General features: G+C 59.3%; 21 protein-coding genes. 12 read left to right on the top strand and 9 right to left on the bottom strand.

Features of this window, described 5'->3' with window-relative positions:
• Window positions 1-67: 67 nt before the first annotated feature.
• Window positions 68-1,852: an ABC transporter ATP-binding protein gene (locus tag KQ661_RS03395; RefSeq protein WP_216685650.1), complete on the bottom strand. Its 1,785-nt coding sequence runs from the start codon at window positions 1,850-1,852 to the stop codon at window positions 68-70.
• Between the two features lie 266 nt (window positions 1,853-2,118).
• On the opposite strand from KQ661_RS03395, the gene KQ661_RS03390 reads away from it, so the two are divergent.
• The 8 genes from KQ661_RS03390 to coaE all read left to right on the top strand — a co-directional run bounded on the left by KQ661_RS03390 (window position 2,119) and on the right by coaE (window position 8,414).
• On the top strand, window positions 2,119-3,210 hold the full coding sequence (locus KQ661_RS03390) for a Glu/Leu/Phe/Val dehydrogenase dimerization domain-containing protein (protein WP_216679362.1): 1,092 nt from the start codon (window positions 2,119-2,121) through the stop codon (window positions 3,208-3,210).
• 151 nt (window positions 3,211-3,361) lie between these two features.
• Window positions 3,362-4,558, top strand: a complete 1,197-nt coding sequence (gene nusB / locus KQ661_RS03385; protein ID WP_216679361.1) for a transcription antitermination factor NusB — start codon at window positions 3,362-3,364, stop codon at window positions 4,556-4,558.
• Between the two features lie 157 nt (window positions 4,559-4,715).
• A complete protein-coding gene (locus KQ661_RS03380) occupies window positions 4,716-5,027 on the top strand; it encodes a YtxH domain-containing protein (protein ID WP_216679360.1) in 312 nt (103 codons plus the stop codon).
• 129 nt (window positions 5,028-5,156) lie between these two features.
• Entirely contained in the window at window positions 5,157-6,155 is a 999-nt protein-coding gene (locus KQ661_RS03375; RefSeq protein ID WP_216679359.1) for an isocitrate/isopropylmalate dehydrogenase family protein, read from the top strand.
• 54 nt (window positions 6,156-6,209) lie between these two features.
• Complete coding sequence (locus KQ661_RS03370; protein WP_216679358.1) at window positions 6,210-6,710, top strand: DUF1573 domain-containing protein; 501 nt, start codon at window positions 6,210-6,212, stop codon at window positions 6,708-6,710.
• A gap of 26 nt (window positions 6,711-6,736) precedes the next feature.
• Window positions 6,737-7,072, top strand: coding sequence for a preprotein translocase subunit YajC (yajC, locus tag KQ661_RS03365; protein ID WP_168671715.1), 336 nt, complete (start codon window positions 6,737-6,739; stop codon window positions 7,070-7,072).
• Window positions 7,073-7,075: 3 nt separating this feature from the next.
• Complete coding sequence (locus tag KQ661_RS03360; protein ID WP_216685649.1) at window positions 7,076-7,768, top strand: YbbR-like domain-containing protein; 693 nt, start codon at window positions 7,076-7,078, stop codon at window positions 7,766-7,768.
• Window positions 7,769-7,805: 37 nt separating this feature from the next.
• Window positions 7,806-8,414, top strand: a complete 609-nt coding sequence (gene coaE / locus KQ661_RS03355) for a dephospho-CoA kinase (RefSeq protein ID WP_216685648.1) — start codon at window positions 7,806-7,808, stop codon at window positions 8,412-8,414.
• A gap of 53 nt (window positions 8,415-8,467) precedes the next feature.
• Here the strand turns inward: coaE and KQ661_RS03350 are convergent, their stop codons facing one another.
• Window positions 8,468-8,788, bottom strand: a complete 321-nt coding sequence (locus KQ661_RS03350) for an ArsR/SmtB family transcription factor (protein WP_216679355.1) — start codon at window positions 8,786-8,788, stop codon at window positions 8,468-8,470.
• 245 nt (window positions 8,789-9,033) lie between these two features.
• On the opposite strand from KQ661_RS03350, the gene KQ661_RS03345 reads away from it, so the two are divergent.
• The 3 genes from KQ661_RS03345 to KQ661_RS03335 all read left to right on the top strand — a co-directional run bounded on the left by KQ661_RS03345 (window position 9,034) and on the right by KQ661_RS03335 (window position 12,672).
• Window positions 9,034-10,263, top strand: coding sequence for a Glu/Leu/Phe/Val dehydrogenase dimerization domain-containing protein (locus tag KQ661_RS03345; protein WP_216679354.1), 1,230 nt, complete (start codon window positions 9,034-9,036; stop codon window positions 10,261-10,263).
• A gap of 310 nt (window positions 10,264-10,573) precedes the next feature.
• Window positions 10,574-11,317: an LOG family protein gene (locus KQ661_RS03340; protein WP_226915881.1), complete on the top strand. Its 744-nt coding sequence runs from the start codon at window positions 10,574-10,576 to the stop codon at window positions 11,315-11,317.
• Between the two features lie 155 nt (window positions 11,318-11,472).
• Window positions 11,473-12,672, top strand: coding sequence for a lycopene cyclase family protein (locus KQ661_RS03335; protein WP_216685647.1), 1,200 nt, complete (start codon window positions 11,473-11,475; stop codon window positions 12,670-12,672).
• 290 nt (window positions 12,673-12,962) lie between these two features.
• On the opposite strand, the gene KQ661_RS03330 is transcribed toward KQ661_RS03335, so the two are convergent.
• The 3 genes from KQ661_RS03330 to KQ661_RS03320 all read right to left on the bottom strand — a co-directional run bounded on the left by KQ661_RS03330 (window position 12,963) and on the right by KQ661_RS03320 (window position 15,416).
• On the bottom strand, window positions 12,963-13,646 hold the full coding sequence (locus tag KQ661_RS03330) for an ABC transporter ATP-binding protein (protein ID WP_226929785.1): 684 nt from the start codon (window positions 13,644-13,646) through the stop codon (window positions 12,963-12,965).
• A 129-nt stretch (window positions 13,647-13,775) separates the two neighbouring features.
• Window positions 13,776-13,997: a DUF2795 domain-containing protein gene (locus tag KQ661_RS03325; RefSeq protein WP_035561220.1), complete on the bottom strand. Its 222-nt coding sequence runs from the start codon at window positions 13,995-13,997 to the stop codon at window positions 13,776-13,778.
• A 99-nt stretch (window positions 13,998-14,096) separates the two neighbouring features.
• Window positions 14,097-15,416, bottom strand: coding sequence for a DUF349 domain-containing protein (locus tag KQ661_RS03320; protein WP_216685645.1), 1,320 nt, complete (start codon window positions 15,414-15,416; stop codon window positions 14,097-14,099).
• Window positions 15,417-15,781: 365 nt separating this feature from the next.
• Here KQ661_RS03320 and ettA point away from each other — a divergent pair, with 365 nt between their 5' ends.
• A complete protein-coding gene (gene ettA, locus KQ661_RS03315) occupies window positions 15,782-17,446 on the top strand; it encodes an energy-dependent translational throttle protein EttA (protein WP_216679349.1) in 1,665 nt (554 codons plus the stop codon).
• A gap of 104 nt (window positions 17,447-17,550) precedes the next feature.
• Here the strand turns inward: ettA and KQ661_RS03310 are convergent, their stop codons facing one another.
• The 4 genes from KQ661_RS03310 to KQ661_RS03295 all read right to left on the bottom strand — a co-directional run bounded on the left by KQ661_RS03310 (window position 17,551) and on the right by KQ661_RS03295 (window position 20,828).
• Window positions 17,551-18,015 (bottom strand): LuxR C-terminal-related transcriptional regulator, encoded by a 465-nt coding sequence (locus KQ661_RS03310; protein ID WP_216685644.1) that lies wholly within the window; start codon window positions 18,013-18,015, stop codon window positions 17,551-17,553.
• 392 nt (window positions 18,016-18,407) lie between these two features.
• Window positions 18,408-19,085 carry a zinc metallopeptidase gene (locus KQ661_RS03305; RefSeq protein WP_216679346.1) on the bottom strand — a complete coding sequence of 226 codons (678 nt, stop codon included), beginning with the start codon at window positions 19,083-19,085 and terminating at the stop codon, window positions 18,408-18,410.
• Window positions 19,086-19,190: 105 nt separating this feature from the next.
• On the bottom strand, window positions 19,191-19,670 hold the full coding sequence (rfaE2, locus tag KQ661_RS03300; protein ID WP_216685643.1) for a D-glycero-beta-D-manno-heptose 1-phosphate adenylyltransferase: 480 nt from the start codon (window positions 19,668-19,670) through the stop codon (window positions 19,191-19,193).
• 108 nt (window positions 19,671-19,778) lie between these two features.
• The gene (locus tag KQ661_RS03295; RefSeq protein ID WP_216679344.1) at window positions 19,779-20,828 is read right to left on the bottom strand and encodes a lysylphosphatidylglycerol synthase transmembrane domain-containing protein; all 1,050 of its coding nucleotides are present in this window, start codon (window positions 20,826-20,828) and stop codon (window positions 19,779-19,781) included.
• Window positions 20,829-20,861 lie beyond the last annotated feature (33 nt).

Here is a 20,861-nt window from a genome sequence, read left to right as displayed (position 1 = left end):
GTAGCGCGGACTTTTAGTCCGCGAGTGAGATGGTTGGATTCGCGGACTAAAAGTCCGCGCTACATCGCTACGCTTCTTCGGTTTGGAGCTGTCGGTCGTAGAGGGCGCGGTAGAGGCCGGTGGTGTCAGCCATGAGGGCATCATGGGTGCCGTGCTGCACGATGATGCCATCGTCGAGCACCAGGATTTCATCGGCCAGCTTCACCGACGAAACGCGGTGCGAGATAATGAGGCTGGTGCGCGCCGCCATAATGCGCTGGAGGCTGCCGAGGATGGCATTTTCCGTCTTAGTATCGACGGCGGAAAGCGAGTCATCCAGAATCAGAATTTTGGGCTCCTTTACCAAGGCGCGGGCCATGCTCACGCGCTGCTTCTGGCCGCCCGAGAGCGTGATGCCCCGTTCGCCCACTTTGGTATCGAAGCCCTCGGGGAAGGCGCGGATATTCTCGTACACGTCAGCATCCTTCGCGGCTTGCAGCATGCGGGCCTCGTTGGGCTCATCGAGGCCGAAGTTGATGTTGTTGCGGATGCTGTCGGAGAACAGGAACACGTCCTGTGGCACGTAGCCAATCTGGCCGCGCAGGGCGCGCAGCGAGTAGTCGCGCACATCGGTACCATCAATTTTGATTTTGCCAGCCGACACGTCGTAGAGGCGGCAGAGCAGCGCGGCCACGGTGGTTTTGCCCGAGCCGGTATTGCCAATAACGGCCAGCGTCTGGCCCGGCTTCACGCGGAAGCTGACGTTTTTCAGGGCCTGGATGCCGGTATCGGGGTAGGTGAAGGACACGTTTTCGAACACGATATCGCCTTCCAATTCTCGCTGCACGTCCTGGCGCGAGATGATGTCGGTTTTCTGGTCCAGAAACTCGTTGATGCGGGCCTGCGAGGCCTCGGCCCGCTGCACCAGCGACGACGTCCAGCCCAGCGCCGTAACCGGCCAGGTGAGCAGGTTCACGTAAATCAGGAACTCGGCGATGGTGCCCGTGGTGATGGTGCCGCGAATAACCTCCTGCCCACCTACCCACACCGTGATGAGCGTGCTCAGGCCAATGAGAAACAGGATGAGCGGAAAAAACAGCGAGTTCACGAAGTTCAGGCTCAGCGACTTTTCCTTGTACTCGTTGCTGGCGGCGGAGAATTGCGCGTGCGAATCCTGCTCGCGCACAAAGGATTTCAATACCCGAATTCCCGAGAAAGCCTCCTGCACGAAGGTAGTCATGCCCGACAGCGCCCGCTGGATTTCGTCGGACTTGCGCTCAATCAGGTTGTTAACATAGAAGATGCTGACTGACAGTACCGGCAGCGGCAGCAGCGTGTAGAGCGTCAGCTTCACGTTCACCATGAGCATGAGCGGCACGATGAGCAGAAACAGCAGCACCAGCTGCAGGAAATACATAATGGCCGGCCCGAGATACATGCGCACCCGGCTCACGTCCTCACTGATGCGCGACATCAAATCGCCGGTGCTGTGGCGGCGGTAGAAGCTGAGCGGTAGCGACTGGTAATGCTGGTAAATCTGGTTCTTCTGGTCGTTCTCAATGTGGCGCGACATCACGATGAGCGTCTGGCGCATGAAGAACAGGAAGATGCCCCGCAGCAGAGCCAGCACAATGATGAGCACCCCGTAGAACAGCACATTACGCCCAAAAAGCTGGTACACGCTGCTCTGGGCCTGCGTACCGGCGTAGAGATGGTAGAGGTCGATGCCCTCGTTCACCAAATCGAAGGCGTAGCGCACCAGCTGAGCCGGAAAAATGGCCAGCAAGGTACTCAGTGCTACGAACAGCAGCCCGGCGAGGAAATGCCACTTGTAGCGAAAGATGAAGGGGTTAACGGCGTTGAGAGCGCGCACGGGCAAGGATTGAAAGGGGCCGGTTCAGGAAAATAGCGGTACTTTTGCGGCTTGAAACGTAAAGTCAATAGTCAATCCGAACGTCATGCTGAGCTTGTCGAAGCATCTCTACCGCAATAGTAATTATTTACTTACGCGGTAGAGATGCTTCGACAAGCTCAGCATGACGTTCGGGTTTTTCCGTATAGCTAGAACGCAACAAAGTTACGCCGTACTGTTCTCACCCATCCATCCCACAATTCCCACCAACCTTCAATTCATTTCCCATGATTGAAACCCAGATTGTCGCCCCCGAGTCGATTTTCGGCCAGATTGCCGAGCATCAGCACGAGCAAATCGTGTATTGCCACGACCACGAGACTGGCCTCAAGGCCATTATCGGCATTCACAATACCGTGCTCGGGCCTGCCCTCGGCGGCACGCGCATGTGGCACTACGCTTCCGATGCCGAAGCCTTGAACGATGTGCTGCGCCTCTCGCGCGGCATGACCTACAAGGCCGCCATCTCGGGCCTGAACCTAGGCGGCGGCAAGGCCGTCATCATCGGCGACGCCGCCACGCTGAAGACCGAAGCCCTGCTGCGCAAGTTTGGCCGCTTCGTGAAGAACCTGAACGGCAAGTACATCACGGCCGAGGATGTGAACATGACCACCAAGGACATGGAGTACATCCGCATGGAAACCAAGCACGTCGCCGGCCTGCCCGAGAGCATGGGCGGCAGCGGCGACCCCTCGCCGGTGACGGCCTACGGCGTGTACATGGGCATGAAAGCCGCCGCCAAAAAGGCATTTGGCTCCGAGAGCCTGGCTGGTAAGCGCATCGGCGTGCAGGGCACGGGCCACGTGGGCACCTACCTGCTGGAGCACCTGCAGAAAGAGGGCGCCAAGCTCATCGTAACCGATTACTACGAAGACCGCGCCCTGGACGCGGCCAACCGCTTCGGCGCTACCGCCGTGGGCCTCGATGCCATCTACGACCAGGAAATGGACATTTACTCGCCCTGCGCGCTGGGTGCCACCCTCAACGACGACACCATTCCGCGCCTGAAGGCTCGCGTGGTGGCCGGCTGCGCCAACAACCAGCTCAAAAACGAAAACCAGCACGGCCCCGAGCTGGTGCGCCGCGGCATCGTGTATGCCCCCGACTTCCTCATCAACGCCGGCGGCCTCATCAACGTGTATTCCGAAGTAACCGGCGGCAGCCGCCAGGGTGCCCTCACCCAAACCGAAAAAATCTACGATTTCACCCTCCAGGTGTTGGCCAAGGCCGACGAAGAAGGCACGCACCCGCAAGCCGCCGCCATCCGGCAGGCTAAGGAGCGCATTGCCAACGTGGGCCGGGTGAAGTCGACATATTAAGAAGAACGTCATGCTGAGCGCAGCCGAAGCATCTCGCTCGCTTCGTTGCAATCATTATTGATTACTACTGCACGCGAGATGCTTCGGCTGCGCTCAACATGACGTTCTTTTTTCCGACTACTGATTACCTAATACTGATTACCAGACCAATATGCTCAACCGCCGCCTCCTCCGTATCAAAGTCATGCAGTCGCTCTACTCCTACCACCAGGCGGTGGGAGCCGATTTGATGCTGGCACAGGACCGCATCGCGGCTGCTTTCGAGCCCGACCTGACGGCCAAAGAGGCCCCCGACCGCCGCCAGCTGGAAGGCCAGCGCAAGATGGGCGAAGCCCAGCTGCGCGACTGGTACCGCACCGGCACAATGCCCGAAAAGACGGACGATAAAGCCGTGGACAAGGCCGTGACCGATGCCATCAACTCCTTCCAGAACCAGGTGAAGAAGGACGGCGAGTTCTACGGCGGGCAGCTGCTGGTGGGTGCCGAAAGCATCCACGACCAGTACCTGCACCTGCTGAACCTGCCCGCCGCTTTGCTCGGCGTGATTGAGGAGGAGCAGAGCCGCGAGGGACGCCGCCGCCTCGGCCCCCGCGAGGATGCCCAGGATGCTACCCGCCTGCACCGTAACATGTCTATTGCCAAGCTGATGGCCAACGAGCAACTCCAGACTCAGACCATCCGGCGCAAGCTGGCCTGGGAGGGCAATGAGGAGCTCGAAGCCCTGCGCGCTGCCTGGGAGGAGATGAAGGCCGACGAAACCGTGCGGGCTTACCTCAACGGCAAGGACATCGACCAGCCCGAGATGGACTACGACACGGACCTTGAAATCCTGCGTCATATCTATAAGGACTTCGTGTTTAAAGGCGAAGCGCTGCCGCGCCAGCTCGAATCCGACGACCTGAACTGGGAGGAAAACCGGCCCATCGTGCGCAACCTGGTGCTGAAGACGCTGAAAATGCTACCCTTCGCCGCCGAGCCCACGCAGGAGCTCATGAACCTCTCGGCCAACTGGGCCGACGACCGCGAGTTTGCCGAAACCCTCTATAAGCAAACGCTCATTGAGGATGACAAGATGGAGAAGCTCATCGCCGGCTCGGTGCAGAACTGGGATGTGGAGCGCGTGGCGTTGCTCGATAAAATAATCCTGAAAATGGCGCTGACCGAGATGCAGCTGTTTCGCGGCATTCCAGTGAAAGTCACTATCAACGAGTACATTGAAATCAGCAAGCTCTACAGCACGCCCAAGAGCAAGCAATTTGTGAACGGCATTCTGGACAAGCTGGCGACGGATTTGGCCGCCAGCGGCGACATTCGTAAATCGGGCCGCGGCCTGCTGGATAACCAATAGCACAGCAATGCGGGTTTCAGCCGGCAGTGTCAACCCACAGGCCTGACCTGAACCACGTACTGAAGCCCGCACTACGCTACTTTTGCATCTACGGCCCCGCGTTTCTGCGTAGGCAATACTGAAAACACTCTCACCCCTCTTCCCTAACCCAACGACCATGGCCAGCAAAACCACCACCGGCATCCTGTGCTTCGCGGGCGGCGCCCTCACCGGCGCGGCCCTTGGCTTGCTCTATGCCCCCGAACCCGGCACCGAAACCCGCTCCTGGCTCAGCTACCAGCTCGAAAAGTACCGCTCGGTACTCGCCGACCTCACCGACAGCCTCGTAACCAGCCGCGAAGGCATTGGCCAGTCTACCGCTAAAAGCGAAGGTCAGCGCGTGATTTCCGATGCCAAATCGAAAGCCGAACAGCTGCTCGGCGATGTTGACCAGCTCATCAACCAGATTAACTCCCGCAAAGGCGCTTAATTTTTTTTACGGGTGCCTAAGTGATTGACGGAATGGGAGAATGAGTGACCGGCCGATGAAAATTCAGTCTTCACTCATTCACTCATTCCGTTCTTTGCTTTCTCATTCAGTCATTTATTACCAATTACGATGCACCTAGTAACCCTTATTCCCGGCGACGGCATAGGCCCCGAAATCACAAAAGCAGTAACCGCTATTTTTGCTGCCGCCCAGGTGCCCATCGAGTGGGAGGAGCAGAACGCCGGCCAGACCACGTTCGACCAGTCGGGCGAGCTGATTCCGAATTCTTTGCTCAAGTCACTGGAAAAGAATAAGGTGGCCCTCAAAGGCCCGATTACTACGCCCGTGGGCAAGGGCTTCCGTAGCATCAACGTGACGCTGCGCCAGAAGTACGACCTTTACCAGAACGTGCGACCCAGCAAAACCACGGCCGGCATTCATACCCGCTACGAGGGCATCGACCTCGTGCTGTTTCGCGAAAATACCGAGGGCCTGTACTCGGGCCTCGAAGTATGGGATGAGCGCCTCGGCATTGCCGATGCCATTGCCCGCGTCACGGTGGAAGGCTCGCGCAAAATCTGCCGCGCCGCCTTCGCCTACGCCGCCAAGCACGGCCGCAAAAAGGTGACGCTGGCCCACAAAGCCAACATCATTAAAATGGCCGGTACGCTGATGCTCAACGCCTGCAAAGAGGCCAGCAATGAGTTTCCACAAATTGTGTTCGAGGACAAAATCATCGACAACATGTGCATGCAGCTCGTGAACAAGCCCGAGCAGTTCGACGTGATTGTGACCACCAACCTATTCGGCGACCTGCTGTCCGACCTCTGCGCCGGCCTGGTGGGCGGCCTGGGCGTGGTAGCCGGCGCCAACATCGGCGACAACATGGCCATTTTTGAGGCGGTACACGGCTCGGCCCCCGACATTGCCGGCCAAGGCAAAGCCAACCCCACGGCCCTGCTCCGCTCGGCCATTATGATGCTGCACCACCTCGGCGAGCACGCCAAGGCGGAACAAATAGACAAAGCCTTGGAAGCCACCCTCATGAACCAGGAAGAGTGCACTGGTGACCTCGGCGGCAAAGCCAGCACCAGCCAGTTCGCCCAAAGCATTATCGACAAACTGTAATTTTTGGTTATCGTGCTTCATAGGCCCAGCATGACAACCAACTTTAGATTTTCTATGAAACAGTACCTGATTCTGGCCGCCGCCTTATCCTTGGCAGCCTGCAACCGCGACAAAGCCCCCGAAGCGGGCACTGCTGGCATCAACGCCGCCGCAACCGTGGAAACCGACGCGGCTAACCCCACCGTGGACAACCCCAACGTGGTGAGCGACAACGAAACGCCCAACCCCAACGCCCCGGTGATGAAATTTGCCGAAGCCGAGTTTGACTTCGGCGACATTCAGCCCGATTCCAAAGTTCACCACACGTTTACCTTTACCAACACCGGCAAGTCGCCGCTGCTGATTGAAGATGCTACCGCTTCCTGCGGCTGCACCACGCCCAGCTGGACCAAGGAGCCCGTGGCTCCCGGGGCCGAAGGCAAGATGGAAGTGCAGTTTGATAGCCGGGGCAAGCAGGGCATCATCAGCAAGCAGGTAGCGATACGGGCCAACACCCAGCCCGGCATCACCACCCTGCTCATCAAAGGCAACGTACTCACTCCCAAGGCTAATTAGCCATCCACGCTTTTCATTCAAACGCCATGTTTCTGACTTTTTTACTGAAAGCGGCCGGTGGGGCCGACTACGCCCAGCCGCTGTTTCTGCTGATTGCCGCTGGCGTCTTCTATTTTTTTATGATTCGGCCGCAACAGAAGCGGGCCACCGATGCCAAAACCTTCCGCCAGTCGCTGGCTAAGGGTTCGCGCATTGTCACTATCGGTGGCCTGCACGGGCTGGTGGTGGAGCTCACCGACGACACCGTGGTGGTGGAGGTGGACCGAGGCACCAAGCTGCGCTTCGACCGCTCGGCCATTGCCCGCGAAGTAGGCAACAAAGCCAACACCGGCACTGGAGCCGACACCATCGGGGCCGCTTAACCCATGGACGGGCCGCTGAATCGGGCAGGCTGGCTGCTGCGCTGGTTCGTGCGGCCCTTTGCGGGCCAGGAGCCCAGCTTTTACCGGGCCATCACGGCCTGCCTGCTCGCGGCGGGCCTGTTCTGGCAAATGAATGCCCTGAACAAAACCTACACCACCCGCCTGAACTACCCACTGGCCTGGCACTACGACTCGGTGCACTACGTGCCAATGCGGTCCTTACCGACGGCACTACCCGTCACGGTTACGGGCCAGGGCTGGCGACTGCTGCGGGCCAACCTGGGCTGGGGCACCCACCCCGCCGACCTGCGCCCCGTGCCACTGCCCGGCACCCGCTACCTGCCCGCCACCGCCTGGCGCCGGGGCCTGCAAAACGCGCTGGAAGGCGTGCAGATAACCGAGTGGGCCGGCGATACCCTGCGCCTCACCTTCGACCGCTATGCCAGCCGCCGGCTGCCGCTGGCCCTGCCTCCCGACTCGGCCAGGCGCTACAGAGCCAGCTTCACGCCCGCCATGGTTACGTTTCGGGGGCCGGCCAGCCTAGTGCAGGCGCTGCCCAACCCCTACCCCATTGCACCGCCCCAGGCTTCGGCCCCAGGCAAGGCGGAGGAAGTAGAGGTTGAGGCCATTGTGGTTACGCCGGCCCGCATCCGGGCGTCTGTGCCCACGGTGCAGCTACGCCAGACGCGGCGATAGTTTCAGCTGCTTATTCACATAAATCTCAGTTTTCCTCATGCTACGCATCGGCATCACCGGCGGAATCGGCTCGGGCAAAAGCATTGTCAGCCGCTTGTTTCATGCGCTGGGCGTGCCCATCTACGATGCCGATACGCGCGCCCGCTGGGTGATGGAAAACGATGCGCAACTACGGGCGCAGCTCATCGCCGCCTTCGGCCCTGCTACGTATGATGCCGCCGGCCGCCTCAACCGGCCCGTGCTGGCCGGCACCGTGTTCAACAACCCGGGGCTGCTGGCCCAGCTCAATGGCTTGGTGCATCCGCACGTAGGCACCGATTTTGAGCGATGGGCCGTAGCACAGGCCCGGGCCGGCCACGCCTACGTGCTAAAAGAAGCCGCACTGCTGTTTGAGGCCGGCTCCTACAAGCAGCTCGACCGCATCATCACCGTATTTGCGCCGCTGGCGGTGCGGGCGGCCCGCGTACTGCGCCGCGACCCGCACCGCTCGGCCGCCGATGTGCAGGCCATCATGGCCAAGCAGCTTAGCGAGGAGGAGAAAATGGCACGGGCCGACTACGTGCTCACCAACGACGATGTGCTGCCCCTGCTGCCGCAGGTGCTGGCCCTGCACGCAGCCTTCGGGGTTCGGCCAGCCGCCCTATAAATAAAGAAAGGCTACCTCTTGCGAGGCAGCCTTGTCCTTCGGACGTTGGTAGCTTAGATGCGGGCGGAGTAATCCTCCAGGGTATCAATCACTTTCAGGAGCTGGGGCACCGCCAGCGAATAATAAATCTTCGTGCCGACTTTGCTGGACTTCAACACACCCCGGTCTTTGAGGGTGATGAGGTGCTGCGAGGCAATGGCTTGGGGCAAGTCGAGGGCCTGGTAAATATCGGTCACCGACATTTGGCTGTCTTTGCCCTTTGTCTTCCCTAGTAGGTCCACAATGGCAAGCCGCTTAGGATGAGATAGAACCTTGAGCATAGCCGCGGCGCGGTCCAACTGTTGCGCTTCTACACGCGAATGCAATGGTTTCATGAAATCGATAAAAAGTGAAGGGAGAAGTGGAAGAGTAGAATAAGTGCAATACAGTAGTACTACATATGTAGTTCCGAACCATTACGCAAAATAGGGATAAAGGGGTTTGTTATTCCTAAAATACTATAATATTTATTCATTTTTATTTCTTGCTGAAATGCTATTTCCGACGTCCACCCACTTCAGGGGCGGGCGCTACCTTTGCGGGTCTGCTTATTGGCAGATTCTTTCACTATTCCCACCCTATGCTTGACCTCCTCACCAAGTTTGAAAACAAGCGCCCCGAAATCGTCTTCGAATGGAAAGACGCCGAAACCGAAGCCGAAGGCTGGGTCGTTATCAACTCCTTGCGGGGCGGAGCCGCCGGCGGTGGCACCCGCATGCGCAAGGGCCTGGATAAGCGCGAAGTAGAAAGCCTGGCCAAAACGATGGAGGTCAAGTTCACGGTATCCGGGCCGGCCATTGGCGGGGCCAAGTCAGGCATCAACTTCGACCCGCAGGACCCCCGCAAGCGCGGCGTGCTGGAGCGCTGGTACCGCGCCGTGTTCCCGCTGCTAAAAAATTATTATGGCACCGGCGGCGACCTAAACGTGGATGAGATTCACGAAGTCATCGCCATTACCGAGGAATACGGCCTCTGGCACCCGCAGGAAGGCGTGGTGAACGGCCACTACCACGCCACCGAGCCCCAGAAAATTCAGAAGCTCGGCCAACTCCGCCAAGGCGTTATCAAGGTGGTGGAAGATGCCACCTTCTCGCCCAATCTGGCCCGCAAGTACACCGTGGCCGACCTCATCACCGGCTACGGCGTGGCCGAGGGCGTGCGTCACTACTACCGCCTCTGGCCCGGCACCGAGCTGCGCGGGCAGCGTGCCATCATCCAGGGCTGGGGCAATGTGGGCGCGGCGGCGGCCTATTACCTGGCCGGCCAGGGCGTGCGCATTGTGGGCATTATCGACCGGGCCGGCGGGCTGCTGAACGCCGAGGGCTTCGGGCTGGAAGAAATCCGGGCGCTGCTGCTGGCCCGCCAGGGCAATGCGCTCACGACCGACAACTTGCTCTCCTTCGAGGAAGTGAACGAGAAAGTGTGGTCCATGGGGGCCGATATTTTTATTCCAGCCGCTTCGTCGCGCCTCGTGGCGCGTGGGCAGGTAGAGCAGCTACTGGCCGGCGGCCTCAAGGTGATTAGCTGCGGGGCCAACGTGCCGTTTGCCGACCCCGAGATTTTCTTCGGCCCCACCGGCGTCTTTGCCGACGAGCGCACGGCCGTTATCCCCGATTTTATTGCCAACTGCGGCATGGCCCGCGTGTTTGCTTACCTCATGGAAACCGGCGCCGAAATCACCGACCAAGCCATTTTTGCCGATACGTCGCGCATCATCGGCGCGGCCCTGGAGCGCACCCACGCCGAGAACGCACAGCCCACCGGCATTGCGCAGCGCTCGTTCGAAATGGCACTGCGCCAGCTGGTATAGGGTTATTTGGTGCTATCCAATTCGTCAGGCTGCGCTGCGCTGTGCCTGACGAATTGGATAGCACCAAATCCTTTCAACCCACAGCATTTTTATTTGATAACAATTCGATAACTTTGACGCCCTACTTTTGGTCGCCCCGCATCCGGGGCGATTTTGCTTTTGAAGGAATTCCCAATTGAATAATATGTCTACAATCAAAAAAGCTAAGACCAGCAAAACCAAACTCTCCGACGACATGCTGAATGCCGGCAGCGGCAAGACCATCACGCAACCCAACGTCAACGACGACAAGCTCACCTCCATCACGGAGATGCGCCAAACCACCAATGGCCAGACCGCCATGGCCATCGATGATGAGCAGCGCCTGCGCAAAGCCTTCGTGGACAAGGACTGGAATGAGATTAAAATCGCCGACTCCTGGCAGATTTTCAAGGTGATGGCCGAGTTCGTGGAGGGCTTCGAGAAGATGTCCAAAATTGGTCCTTGCGTGAGCATCTTCGGCTCGGCCCGCACCAAGCCCGACAACCCTTACTACCAGCTGGCCGAGGAAATTGCCTCGAAGCTGGTGCGTCACGGCTACGGCGTTATCACGGGCGGCGGCCCCGGCATCATGGAAGCCGGCAATAAGGGCGCCCGCGCCGAGGGCGGTAAGTCGGTGGGCCTCAACATTGAGTTGCCCTTCGAGCAAACCCACAACATCTACATCGACCAGGACAAGTGCATCGACTTCGACTACTTCTTTGTGCGGAAGGTGATGTTTGTGAAGTACGCGCAGGCCTTTGTGGGCATGCCCGGCGGTTTCGGCACCCTCGACGAACTGTTTGAGGCCATGACGCTAATTCAGACCAAAAAAATCAGCCGCTTCCCCATCGTACTGGTGGGCTCGGCCTACTGGAACGGCCTGTTTAAGTGGATTGAGGACGTGATGCTGCACGAGGAGCACAACATCTCGGCCGAGGATATGCAGCTGGTGCAGATTGTGGACGACGCGAGCGAAGCCGTGAAAATCATCGACGACTTCTACCACAAGTACCTGTTGTCGCCGAACTTCTAGGACCACGGATTTTTCGGATTTTAGCGGATTTCACGGATTTTGTAGTCGGTACTATTCGGTTTCGAAACCATTGCATTGGAAAGCCGCTTCTTCGGGAGCGGCTTTTTTTGTTACTAGCTTCGTTCGTTTGCCGCCGGTTTGGCGGGTTTTCTCTTATGTCATCAACTGCTGCCGCCACTAATTCAGAATTTGATTACCTCATTGTGGGCGGCGGCGCGGCGGGGCTTAGCCTGGCGTACCACATTGCGCAGGAACCCCGGCTGGCCGGCAAGAAAGTCCTGATTATTGAGCCCGATGCCAAGATGCAGAACGACCGCACCTGGTCGTTCTGGGCCGATGAGCCGGGGATGTTCGACGACATTGTGGCGCACGAGTGGCGCAAAATAGCTTTCCGTAGCCCCGGCTTCGAGCGCGTGATTGACCTGGGCCGCTACCGCTACAAAACCATCAACGGGCTGGATTACTACCGCTTCGTGCAGAAGGCGCTGGCTGATAATCCGCAATTCACGCGGGTGCACGGCAATGTCGAGCAGTTGGAAAACACACCGGCTGGCACACACGCCACCACGGCGAATGGCGATGCCTACACCGCCCGCTACGCCTTCGACAGCCGCCCGCCCAACTTAGCGCAGCGGCGGCAGCCCGAGAAGCATCGCTACCTGCTACAGCACTTCGTGGGCTGGGAAATCGAAACCGAATCCGACGTTTTCGACCCCGCCACGGTGGAGTTCATGGACTTTCGCGGCGCCCAGCAGCACGAGGCCCGGTTTATTTACGTGCTGCCTTTCTCACCACGCAAAGCCTTGGTTGAATACACGTTGTTTTCGGGAACCGTATTACCCAAAGCGGAGTATGAAGCGGCAATCCGCACGTATCTGAGCGAAACCCTCGGGCTGAAAACGTACCGCATTGTGGCTGAGGAAATAGGAGCAATTCCGATGACCGACCACCCGCTACCGGCCCGCAACGGCGCGCACATCATCAATCTGGGCACGCGGGGCGGGCGGGCCAAGCCCAGCACCGGCTACGCCTTCAAGCGCATTCAGCAGCACTCGGCGCGGCTGGTAGCGGCGCTGGCCACCACCGGCCACCCACCCACCAACGCCACCGGCGACAAATGGCAGTTCCAACTGTTCGACACGCTCTTGCTCGACATCATGCAGCGGCGGGGCGAAACGACCCGCGACATCTTCCGGCAGCTCTTCGAGCGCAACCCGGTGGAGCGCATCTTCCGCTTTCTGGATGAGCAAACTTCCTGGGCCGATAACCTGCGGGTGATGAATTCGGTATCGGCGGGGCCGTTTATGCGGTCCATCGGGCAGGTCCTGCGCGGCCGACCGGGAAAAAGGAGTTAGGAGTGCAGAGTTAATGGGTAGGGCCATTGCACCAAATGCACAGTTAGCGTTGCTATAGTTGAGCTAATACTCACAACGCATTGACCAATAACATGCTTTGAACAAGGCAAGTTGTGAGGAGGCTGTTGTAACTATTTGAGCAACCAGTAAATCATTTCACCGAATCCTGGCGCTGGAAAGGGCCTTCCGATTCAGCAATCGACACATGTTTTTTTAAGCTCAACCAGAAAACGCTAACTGTGCATTTGGTGCAATGACCCTAGTTAATGGGTACTACAAACTCTGCACTCCTAACTCTTAACTCCCAACGGCGCCTGCTCCAGCCATGCTCGGGCCTCGCGCACCGTAGCTTCGGACAGGGGGCGTAGCTGCGGCTCCGGCTCCGAAAGGTTTAGTAGATAGCCGGTGAGGGCGGGCAGGTTGTCGAGGTCGTGGGTGCTGCACAGCACGGTTTTGCCCTGCTGGGTGGCCCAGTCGTGCACGAGGCTGAACACCTGGCGACGGTAGTACACATCAAGCTGCTGGGTGGGCTCATCGAGCAAATACACTTGCGCATCCTGCAGGCTGAGCTGGGCCAGCCACACCAGTTGCTGCTCGCCACCGGAGAGCTGGGTAAAATCGCGGGCGCCCAGATGGGCCATGCCCACTCGGGCTAAGGCAGCATCGGCCAATACATAATCAGCTAGTGAATAGGCGCTTAGCAAGCCGTGGTGGCGGTAGCGGCCCATCACCACCAGCTCGCGCACGGCAATGGCAAAGTCGAGGCTGCCGCGCTGCGGCAGGTAGCCCAACAGGCCAGCCGTCGCGGCGCGGCGCAGGTCGCGCACTTCGTGGCCGTGCAGCCTGACGCTGCCCTCATAGGGTAGCTGGCCTGTGAGTACCCGGAAAAGCGTGGTTTTGCCGCTGCCATTGTGTCCCACCACGGCCACGAAAGCCGGCGCGGGCAGGCACAAAAAAAGGTTGCGGACCAACACCCTACCGGGGTAGCCCGCAACCAAGTGTTGAATGTTGATTGTTGAGGGTTGAGGGTTGAGTGACGAATTATTACTCGTCAACAAGTCAATGTCATTCATTCAACCCTCAACATTTAACATTCAACACTTCTAATATTCGTCCTCGTTGAACATGAAGTCCTCCTTGGTCGGGTAGTCGGGCCATACTTCCTCGATGTTTTCGTAGGGCTGGCCGTCGTCTTCCAAGGCTTGCAGGTTCTCAACTACCTCCATGGGCGCACCCGAGCGGATAGAAAAGTCAATCAGTTCGTCTTTGGTGGCGGGCCAGGGAGCATCTTCCAGGTAGGAAGCAAGTTCGAGTGTCCAATACATAATGAAGCGGATAAAAAAGGGTTGGCGAAGGTAACAGTTTCCCGTCAAGATACAAACGGCGGGGCCGTTGAAACCGACAACACAAAATGTCGGCCAAGGTTAACCTGCCGTCTGCGCCTGTTGGCTGAACAAGTCAATAAGGTCGTTTTTCGTGCGAATTTTGCGCTCAAACGACCGGATTTTGGTTTGCAGCATCTGCAGGAAAGCATCGTTGGCGGCGCTGGGGCTGAGGTTGTCGAGGTTGGCACGCAGCGTGTTAAGCTCCTCGTGGTCGTCCTTGAGCAGCTCGCGCAGGGTGCTGGCCCGGAACCGGGCGCGCTCGGCCGGAGCAGTGGGCATGGGGGCCCCATCGGCGCGCTTGCGCAGGTGATATTCGAGGGCGCTGAGCTCAAAAATCTTATCACAGGCCACCATAAAACGCTGCCAGATGCGGTCCGACTCCTCGCCACGCACGGTGCCCACCTGCTTCCACTCGGCTTGCAGGGACTTGGCCTGATGAATGGCTTCCTGCGGCGGGATGGCCATCAGGGCTTCGGCGCGCTCGGCCAGGGAGCGTTTGCGGGCCAGCAGTACTTCGGGCGTGGCGGGGGCACCGGGCGCACCAGCCGACTGCTGCACGGCAATGTGCACCTTGAGGCGCTCGAAGAAGTGGTTGTTGGCGGCCCGAAAGCGCGTCCAGAGCTCGGAAGCCTGTTTTTTAGGCAGGTTGCCGTTGACGTCGCGCCAGGCCTGCTGCAGCACTTTGAGCTGGCGCGAGGTGGTTTCGAACTGGTCGGAGTTTTTGAGGGCTTCGGCCTGTTGAATAAGGTCGCGGTAACGGGTTTGCACCCGGTTGGCCATGGCCTTCTTATCGGACTGAAAGGACTTGCGGCGGTCGAAAAACACTTGAATGGCCGTCTGGAAGCGGTGCTCCAGCTCGTCGGTCATGGCTTTGTCGATGGGGCCGGTCTTGAGCCAGCCCTGGCGCAGGTCCTTCACCTTCTCGCTGGCCGATATCCACTCCACGCTTTCGCTGAGGGCTTCGGCTTCGTGGATGAAGCTGATTTTGGTGGCCAGGTTTTTTTCGCGGTTGCGAACCACGGTCACGGCAATGGCATCCTCGGCCTCGGTGAGGCGGCGGTGCAGGCTGGCAAAATCGCCGAGGCCGTCGTGGGTCAGGAGCTGCTCTTTGAGGTGCAGCGCCTTCATCAAGAAAGAGCCTTTGTTGTCGCTGGCCTGCATTTTTTCCAGCAGCGAATCGACTTTGGCGCGCAGGGTTTCAAAACGTTGGCTGAAGTACCGCAGGGCGGCATCGTCCGAATCTTTGACTAAGCCAATCTGGCGGGCGGGCTGGCCCAGCACGGGGTGTAGCCATACGCCGTCGGCTTCCACATAGCCGTAGCGCTTGGCTTCGGCCAGTAGGTGGTCGGTTGGTTCCATAACAGATAGTAAGCTCGTGGGTAGGAGGGTGGGATACATGGGTAGGACGGGCAACAAAGAACGCAGGAGCTGCAGTTGAAACGCAGACTGGGAAGGGAATACAAGTTTACGGTAAAAACGTGATGAAAAGATGTACCATTCGTTAAACCCGGGCGAAACCGGCGCATTCGGCGGTATCGGCCAGACCAATCCAATTATGGATGTTACGCAGGGCTCTTCGTGCCGCTCGCAGTAATGTATTCTGGTGCTGGTTGATGAACGATTGCCAAATAGAAACTAGCAACCCGAAGGTCCGAGTGTGGGTTGCAAGCGGCGGCTGTCGTTCTTTGCAGCTGCATTTCTTTCATTAGCCCCACCCCCACCCCATGAGCGACCAGACCATTATTTTCAGCATGGCCGGCGTGAGTAAGATTTACCCGCCGCAGAAGCAAGTTCTTAAAAATATCTACCTCTCGTTTTTTTACGGGGCCAAAATCGGTGTGCTGGGCCTCAACGGCTCGGGCAAGTCGAGTTTGCTGAAAATTATTGCCGGCGTTGATAAGCAGTTTCAGGGCGAAGTGGTGTTCTCGCCGGGCTACTCGGTGGGCTACCTGGAGCAGGAGCCCCAGCTCGACCCCACCAAAACTGTGCGTGAGGTGGTGGAAGAAGGCGCCGCCGAAACCGTGGCCCTGCTGAAGGAATACGACGAAATCAACGACGCCTTCGGGGCCGAAGATGCCGACTTCGACAAGCTGCTTGACCGCCAGGGCAAAGTGCAGGAGCGCCTCGACCAACTCGACGCCTGGAACCTCGACACCAAGCTGGAGCGCGCCATGGATGCCCTGCGCACCCCGCCGCAGGAGGCCATTATCGGCAACCTCTCGGGCGGCGAGAAGCGCCGCGTGGCGCTGTGCCGCCTGCTGCTACAGGAGCCCGACGTGCTGCTGCTGGACGAACCCACCAACCACCTCGACGCCGAAAGCGTGCTATGGCTGGAGCAGCACCTGCAGCAATACAAAGGCACCGTGATTGCCGTGACCCACGACCGGTACTTCCTCGATAACGTGGCCGGCTGGATTCTGGAGCTGGACCGTGGCTCGGGCATTCCGTGGAAGGGCAACTACAGCAGCTGGCTGGAGCAGAAAACTGACCGCATGGCCAAGGAGGAAAACTCCGAGAGCAAGCGCGCCAAAACCCTGCAGCGCGAGCTGGAGTGGGTGCGGATGTCGCCCAAAGCCCGCCAGAGCAAGGGCAAAGCCCGCCTGGCCAACTACGACAAGCTGGCCAGCGAAGAAGCCAAAGACAAGGAGCAGAAGCTGGAGCTGTTCATTCCGGACGGCCCGCGTCTGGGCGCGCAGGTAATTGAGGCCGAAGGCATCACCAAATCGTTTGGCGACAAGCTGCTGTTCGAAAACCTGAGCTTCTCGCTGCCGCAGGGTGGCATCGTGGGCATCATCGGGCCGAACGGCGCGGGTAAAACCACGTTGTTCCGCCTCATTACGGACCAGCTGCAGCCGGATGCAGGCACGTTCGAAGTGGGTCCCACGGTGCTCACTGCCTACATCGACCAGCAACACGACACGCTGGACGGCACGAAGTCGGTGTTCGACACCATCACGGGCGGCACCGAAACCATGCTGCTGGCCGGCCGGCCGGTGAACTCCCGCGCCTACGTGAGCAAGTTCAACTTTGGCGGCGGCGACCAGGAGAAGAAAGTGGGCACGCTCTCGGGCGGCGAGAAAAACCGCGTGCACCTGGCCATGACGCTCAAGCAGGGCGCTAACTTATTGCTGCTCGATGAGCCGACCAACGACCTGGACGTAAACGCCATCCGGGCCCTGGAAGACGCGCTGGAGAACTTCGCCGGCTGCGCCGTTATCATCAGCCACGACCGGTGGTTCCTGGACCGGCTGGCCACCCACATCCTGGCTTTCGAGGGCGACTCGGAAGTGGTTTGGTTTGAGGGAAACTTCTCGGACTATGAGGAAGCCAAGCGCAAGCGCCTGGGCGACGTGGAGCCGAAGCGCGTGCGGTACAAGAAGCTGGGGTAGTAACCTGTGCATAAATAAAAGCCCGGGCCGCTGGAAAATTCCAGTAGCCCGGGCTTTTTATTTATCAAGTAGCGTAGCGCGAAAGAGTGGGCGCCCCTCGCTACTCACGCCACCCAACCCTCGCGCACGGCACGGGCGGCCAGGCCTACCAGCGTGCGGGTGCCGGCTTTTTGAAGCAGCATGCGGCGGTGGCTTTCCACGGTGCTCAGGCAGAGACAATTGGCAATTTCCTCGTTGCAATGGTCGGCCACTACCAGGCGCAATACCTCCAACTCGCGCCGGCTGAAAGGGTCGGGCACGGCGCAGGCCCGTGGGGAACGGCTGGTGCCAGCAGGGTCGCCTGGCGCATCCAGCCATTGCGCCAGTGCCCCAACCAAGGCGTGGGGCAGCACCTGGGGAGACAACTGCAGGGGCTGGCCGGTGGCAAAGCGGGCAGCTGGTGGTCCGTCAGCACCACCGAGCGCAGGCCGGGCCCGTTGCAGCCGGCCGAGCAGCTCGGGCAGGTTCCGGCCGGGCAACTGCTCATCCAGCACCAACAGGCTGAAGGCATAATGACCGACCAGCTCCACCAGCTGCGTGGCATCGGCGGTGAGGGTGAGCTGGAGCTAGGGCCATTGCTCCGGCAGGGTTGCTACCAGGCCCTGCCGAAGTAGTGTGGGCGCGGCCGCCACCAGGGCCGTGGGGGTAGAAAGAATCATCGCATTGGCAGACACCATACAGTGAACCCACTGACCAATAAGCTGTCGGAGGCTAAGCCATGGTGCAGGCAACAGGAGGAAAGGGCTGACAAATTAGTAGTTTTGATTTTGGAAAGCAATAATACTTAATATTCAAATATTATATTTTAAAAAGGTCAATCAGCTTATCCTATTCACCATTTCCTACCCATGGGCCGGCCATAAAAAAAGCCGCCACGCTGCAAACAGAATGGCGGCTCTTTTAGCAAAAATGCAACAGTATCTTACCGGCGGCGCATAAAAATGCTCACGTAATAAAGCAGCGTGGCCAACGAGGCCAGGGCCGCTACCACGTAGGTCATGGCAGCCCACCACAGCGCGTCTTTGGCCATGGCGTGCTCCTGCACGGTTACCACGCCGCGCTTGTCCATCCAGGCCAGGGCCCGGCGGGAGGCATCGAACTCGACCGGCAGCGTGATGAACGAGAACAGCGTGGTGAGGGCAAACAAGCCAATGCCCACGCCCAGCGGAATCACGCTCCGGTTAATCATAAAGATGCCCGCAATTAGAATGAAGGGCATCCACTTCGATACTGCCGTGAGGGCCGGCACCATGGCCGACCGGAATTGCAGCATGGAATACGCCGTGGCGTGCTGCACGGCGTGGCCGCACTCGTGGGCCGCAATGGCCGCCGCGGCCGCGCTGCGCTCGGCGTACACGCCTTCGCTCAGGTTCACGGTTTTATCGGTGGGGTTGTAGTGGTCAGTGAGCTGGCCGGTGGTGCTGATGATGCGGACATCGTAGATGCCGTGGTCGGCCAGCATACGGGTCGCGATTTCGGCCCCGCTCAGGCCCGAGCTCAGGCCCACCTGGGCATACTGTTTAAACTTGCTGCGCAGCCGCCATTGAACGGCCCAGCTGGCAGCCATCAACACAATGATGAGCAAATAGGAAGAAGACATGGGGAGGGAGTGAAATGAAGAAGCACTCGCGGCAAAATGCCGGGGTTTGCTATCAAAACACCATCTCTGCAAAAAAGATGCAGTCTTTCGGTCCTGCCAAAGTGGCTACTGCGTGGCAATGATGTGCTCCACAATGCGCGAGGTGCTGTAGCCCGCCACCAGCGGCACCGTGAGTACCTGCCCGCCCCGGGCCAGCACCAGCTCGTGGCCCACTATGCGCTCCACGGCGTAGTCGTCGCCCTTCACCAGGATATCGGGCTGCACCAGCTCGATGAGGGCCAGGGGTGTGGGCTCGCCAAAGAGCACCACGGCATCAACGAAGGCCAGCGCGGCCAGAATACGGGCCCGCGCCTCCTCGTCCTGAATGGGCCGGCCGGGCTTGAGGCAGCGCACCGAGGCATCGGTGTTCAGGCCCACCACCAGGGCGTCGCCCAGGTGCCGGGCCTGCTCCAGGTAGTCGACGTGGCCGAGGTGCAGCAAATCGAAGCAGCCGTTGGTGAACACCACTTTGCGGCCTTGCGCGCGCCAGTCGGCCAGCGTGGCCGGCAGCTGCGCGCGGGTCAGGATTTTATCTTTCGTCCACATGGGAAGGGAGTTAAGAGTTATGAGTTAAAAGTTAGGCGTTAAGAGTTGCGGATGAGCGCCGCCATCGACCGCTCGCTCATCCGCAACTCTTAACGCCTAACTTTTAACTCATAACTCAGATGTAAGCGGTTCGTCGGCCAGGGCTTCGGCTTCGGTGAGCAGGCTGCGCTTGTCGGCGGCGGCCACGGCCACGAAGCTGATGCCACCCATGAGCACCACCAGCAGCGTTTGGGCCCCGTGCACCACCAGAGCGTAGGCGATACCGGCCTCCTTGCTCACGCCGTACACCAGCAGAATGCCCTGCACCATTACGTGGAACGGCCCGATGCCGCCCGCCACCGGCGCGGCCATGCCAAAGGCTCCGAAGGTGAGCACGGCCAAGCCGGCCTTCATGTCGAGGTTATAGGTTTCGGGAAAGCAGAAGAAGGCCAGGTAATCCATGAGGTAGTACACACCCCAGGTGAACAGGGTATGCAGCAAAAACACGCCCTTATTTTCCATCTTCAGAATGCTGAATACCCCTGCCAGTAGGCCTTTCACAAACAGCACGCCTTTGTTGAAGAAAGCATTCTGCCGCAGGCGCTCCAGGTTGCGGAACAGCGCGTAGCCTGTGGCCAGCAGCAGCACCCCGCCAATGATGGCCGCGATGAGCAGTGGCGTCCGGTTGCGGGCCAGCGCCTCGTAGCGCCCGCCCAGCACCTGCACCGTCACAAAATTCCAGAAAGTATTGAAATCAAGCAGCAGCAAGCTGGTAATCAGACTTAATAGCACTAGCACATCAATCACGCGCTCCGTCACTACTGTGCCCAGCGCCACCTGCACGGGCACGCCGCTCGTGCGCCGTAGCACCGAGCAGCGGATGACCTCGCCCATGCGCGGCAGCACCAGATTGGCCAGGTAGCCCACCATCATGGCGTGGTACACGGCCCAGTACGGGGCCGGCGTTTGGGAAGCATTGAGCTGCATCTGCCAACGGTAGGCCCGGCTGAAATAGCCCAGCGCCGATAGCGTGAGCGTGAGCGTGAGCCAGAAATAGTTGGCCGTGGCAATGTAGTGCCCGATGCGCGACAGGTCCTGCCCCCGCACCGCGTACCACATTAGCGCCCCCGAAATACTCAGCAGCAGCAGGTACTTAACAATCGTCAGCAGGTGTTTCATCAATTACAATGGATGAATGGGCAAATGAGTGAA

The organism is Hymenobacter siberiensis, from assembly GCF_018967845.1.
GTDB lineage: Bacteria > Bacteroidota > Bacteroidia > Cytophagales > Hymenobacteraceae > Hymenobacter > Hymenobacter siberiensis.
Note: the sequence above shows the minus strand (reverse complement) of the source record. Positions and strands in the feature narration are given on the sequence as shown.

What these genes read in the sequence shown, in the direction of transcription:
- KQ661_RS03350 (WP_216679355.1), bottom strand. Translation starts at nt 8,788, where the DNA reads ATGAAACCATTGCATTCGCGTGTAGAAGCGCAACAGTTGGACCGCGCC.
- nusB (WP_216679361.1), top strand. Translation starts at nt 3,362, where the DNA reads ATGCTCAACCGCCGCCTCCTCCGTATCAAAGTCATGCAGTCGCTCTAC.
- KQ661_RS03335 (WP_216685647.1), top strand. Translation starts at nt 11,473, where the DNA reads ATGTCATCAACTGCTGCCGCCACTAATTCAGAATTTGATTACCTCATT.
- KQ661_RS03380 (WP_216679360.1), top strand. Translation starts at nt 4,716, where the DNA reads ATGGCCAGCAAAACCACCACCGGCATCCTGTGCTTCGCGGGCGGCGCC.
- KQ661_RS03375 (WP_216679359.1), top strand. Translation starts at nt 5,157, where the DNA reads ATGCACCTAGTAACCCTTATTCCCGGCGACGGCATAGGCCCCGAAATC.
- KQ661_RS03295 (WP_216679344.1), bottom strand. Translation starts at nt 20,828, where the DNA reads ATGAAACACCTGCTGACGATTGTTAAGTACCTGCTGCTGCTGAGTATT.
- rfaE2 (WP_216685643.1), bottom strand. Translation starts at nt 19,670, where the DNA reads ATGTGGACGAAAGATAAAATCCTGACCCGCGCGCAGCTGCCGGCCACG.
- KQ661_RS03370 (WP_216679358.1), top strand. Translation starts at nt 6,210, where the DNA reads ATGAAACAGTACCTGATTCTGGCCGCCGCCTTATCCTTGGCAGCCTGC.
- ettA (WP_216679349.1), top strand. Translation starts at nt 15,782, where the DNA reads ATGAGCGACCAGACCATTATTTTCAGCATGGCCGGCGTGAGTAAGATT.
- KQ661_RS03360 (WP_216685649.1), top strand. Translation starts at nt 7,076, where the DNA reads ATGGACGGGCCGCTGAATCGGGCAGGCTGGCTGCTGCGCTGGTTCGTG.
- KQ661_RS03340 (WP_226915881.1), top strand. Translation starts at nt 10,574, where the DNA reads ATGCGCCAAACCACCAATGGCCAGACCGCCATGGCCATCGATGATGAG.
- KQ661_RS03305 (WP_216679346.1), bottom strand. Translation starts at nt 19,085, where the DNA reads ATGTCTTCTTCCTATTTGCTCATCATTGTGTTGATGGCTGCCAGCTGG.
- KQ661_RS03325 (WP_035561220.1), bottom strand. Translation starts at nt 13,997, where the DNA reads ATGTATTGGACACTCGAACTTGCTTCCTACCTGGAAGATGCTCCCTGG.
- KQ661_RS03320 (WP_216685645.1), bottom strand. Translation starts at nt 15,416, where the DNA reads ATGGAACCAACCGACCACCTACTGGCCGAAGCCAAGCGCTACGGCTAT.
- KQ661_RS03390 (WP_216679362.1), top strand. Translation starts at nt 2,119, where the DNA reads ATGATTGAAACCCAGATTGTCGCCCCCGAGTCGATTTTCGGCCAGATT.
- yajC (WP_168671715.1), top strand. Translation starts at nt 6,737, where the DNA reads ATGTTTCTGACTTTTTTACTGAAAGCGGCCGGTGGGGCCGACTACGCC.
- coaE (WP_216685648.1), top strand. Translation starts at nt 7,806, where the DNA reads ATGCTACGCATCGGCATCACCGGCGGAATCGGCTCGGGCAAAAGCATT.
- KQ661_RS03345 (WP_216679354.1), top strand. Translation starts at nt 9,034, where the DNA reads ATGCTTGACCTCCTCACCAAGTTTGAAAACAAGCGCCCCGAAATCGTC.